The sequence below is a fragment of the Burkholderia sp. Se-20378 genome (genome assembly GCF_017104665.1).
GTDB lineage: Bacteria > Pseudomonadota > Gammaproteobacteria > Burkholderiales > Burkholderiaceae > Burkholderia > Burkholderia lata.
Window position 1 is genome coordinate 1 of record NZ_JAAGPG010000892.1, and the last position, 2183, is coordinate 2183.

Consider the following 2183-nt stretch of genomic DNA (forward strand, 5'->3'; position numbering starts at 1 on the left):
GGCGTCGAGTTGCGCGGCGGCCGCCGCGATCTGCGCGACCAGCGACGTCAGTGCCGGATCGATCGCCACGGCGCGCGCGCTGTCGAACAGCCGCTGCGGCACCGCGAGCGAGGCGAGGGGCAGATTGAGCACGAGCTGGCGGTTCTCGCCCAGGCCCGCGTAATCGTGGCGCGCGCCGGCCGGAACCAGCCACGCGCCGTGCCGGTCGAGCCGCTGGCTGACGCCGTCCACCGCCATCACCATCGCGCCGTCGATGCCGAGCACGATCTGGTGAAAGTCGTGCACGTCCGACGCTTCGAGCGTGTCGTAGCGTTGCAGTGCGACGGTGGGGGACGGAAGGTGTGCCATGGGGCAGGGCGTCAGCCGGCGGCGCGCGTGTCGTGTCAGATGTCGAGCAGTTCGACTTCGAACACGAGCGTGGCATTCGGCGGAATCACGCCGCCTGCGCCGCGCGGGCCGTAGCCGAGTTGCGGCGGGATCGTCAGGCGACGCACGCCGCCGACCTTCATGCCCTGCACGCCTTCGTCCCAGCCCTTGATGACCATGCCGCCGCCGAGCACGAACGCGAACGGGTCGTTGCGATCCTTGCTCGAGTCGAATTTCTGACCGTCGGTCAGCCAGCCCGTGTAGTGGACGCTGACGGTCTGGCCGGCTTGCGCTACGTCGCCGGTGCCTTCGGTCAGGTCTTCGTATTTGAGGCCCGATTCGGTCGTGATGACAGACATGACTTCTCCTGAAAAAGGATGGGTAAAACCGCTATTGTAGGCGAGCGCGCAGCGGGCCGCCGCTCGTGGCTCTCGGCCGGTCGCACGCGTGTCGCGGACGGCGCCGGGCCGCCACGGCCGCGGTCGCCCGAAACGCAAATGGAACGCGCGTTTGAATTTTTCGCGCGCCCCGCGACCGCGGTTGCACCGTGCGAGTGCGACGCGTGTATGAATCGGTGCTACCGGGGCGCACGATAGCGCGTCGCGGGGCGTCGCCGATTTCCGCGAAACGCCCGCCGCACGGGGCTTCCTGGCCATCGGCATGACACGGCAGGGAGCCGCGCGTACCGCTTCCGAGCCACCGCGCGCGTTCGAATCCCGCCCCGTCCGGACGCCGTTCGAGCGCCGCTTTTTCCGCCTTTTCGACCGTGCCCTGTTTGGAAGCGCGCATCTACCGCGCGGCTTGCGTGCGCCGCCGCGGGCGGCCTATCTTTACAGCTGTCGATGTCAAGATTTTGGCGGTGCGCGACGTGCCGCCCGAGCCTGCGCCGGCCGCATCGGACGATGCGCCGGGCCGCTCCGGAACCAGGAGAACGATGAACATGAAGTCAGCCGCTTCCGCCACCGCAGCCGGGATCATGCCGGTGCGCCGCGACCTGCGCTTCGACCTGCCGGTCGAACGCGCGAAGGACTGGCATGGCCTCGGGTCGCACGTGACCCATTTCTTCAACGCGCTGTCGCTGCTGTTCCCGGCCGGCGAGCGTTTCTTCATGGATTCGGTGCGCAACTACCGCGACCGGATCGACGATCCCGTGCTGAAGCAGCAGGTGCTCGGCTTCATCGGCCAGGAGGCGATGCACACGCGCGAGCACATCGAGTACAACGAGCTGATGCAGGCGAACCACCTGCCTGCGCGCAAGCTCGACAAGCGCGTGTGGACGGTGCTCGGCTACATGAAGCGCAAGCTCCCGCATTCGGTGCAGCTCGCGCATACGGTCGCGGCGGAACACTACACGGCGATGCTCGCCGACTGGCTGCTGCGCGACCCGACGCGCCTCGACGGCTCGGTCGAGGGCTACCGTCAGATGTGGATCTGGCACGCGCTCGAGGAAACCGAGCACAAGGCCGTGTCGTTCGACGTATGGAACACCGCGATGGAGCCGGGGCTGCGCCGGTACCTGATCCGCATCGGCGTGTATCTGCTGACGACGCTGACGTTCTGGCCGACCGTATTCCTGATGCACGCGACGCTGCTGTGGCGCGATCGCGGCGCCGGCCATCACGTGCGCGGCATGCTGCGGATGATCGCGTTCCTGTACGGGCCGCGTCGCGGGCTGTTCCCGCGCATCGCCGGCGAATGGCTGAGCTTCTTCCGGCCGGGCTTCCATCCGTGGGACCACGACAATCACCATCATCTGGCGCGGGTCGACGCGCTCGCCGCCACCTACGGCGAACAGGGCGGCGCGCCGGCGCGTTCGC

Annotated in this window: 2 protein-coding genes and 1 pseudogene; 1 reads left to right on the forward strand and 2 read right to left on the reverse strand. The window is 68.3% G+C overall.

Features of this window, described 5'->3' with window-relative positions; translation table 11 throughout:
* Positions 1-348: pseudogene (locus G3N93_RS38670) on the reverse strand (AraC family transcriptional regulator); the annotation flags it as partial.
* A gap of 35 nt (positions 349-383) precedes the next feature.
* Positions 384-725 carry an FKBP-type peptidyl-prolyl cis-trans isomerase gene (locus G3N93_RS38675; protein ID WP_011355854.1) on the reverse strand — a complete coding sequence of 114 codons (342 nt, stop codon included), beginning with the start codon at positions 723-725 and terminating at the stop codon, positions 384-386.
* Positions 726-1306: 581 nt separating this feature from the next.
* Between G3N93_RS38675 and G3N93_RS38680 the strand changes: the two genes are divergently transcribed.
* A partial coding sequence (locus G3N93_RS38680; RefSeq protein WP_206135401.1) for a metal-dependent hydrolase occupies positions 1307-2183 on the forward strand: 877 nt, incomplete at its 3' end.

Coding starts and splice junctions, on each gene's coding strand:
- G3N93_RS38675 (WP_011355854.1), bottom strand. CDS start 725: ATGTCTGTCATCACGACCGAATCGGGCCTCAAATACGAAGACCTGACC.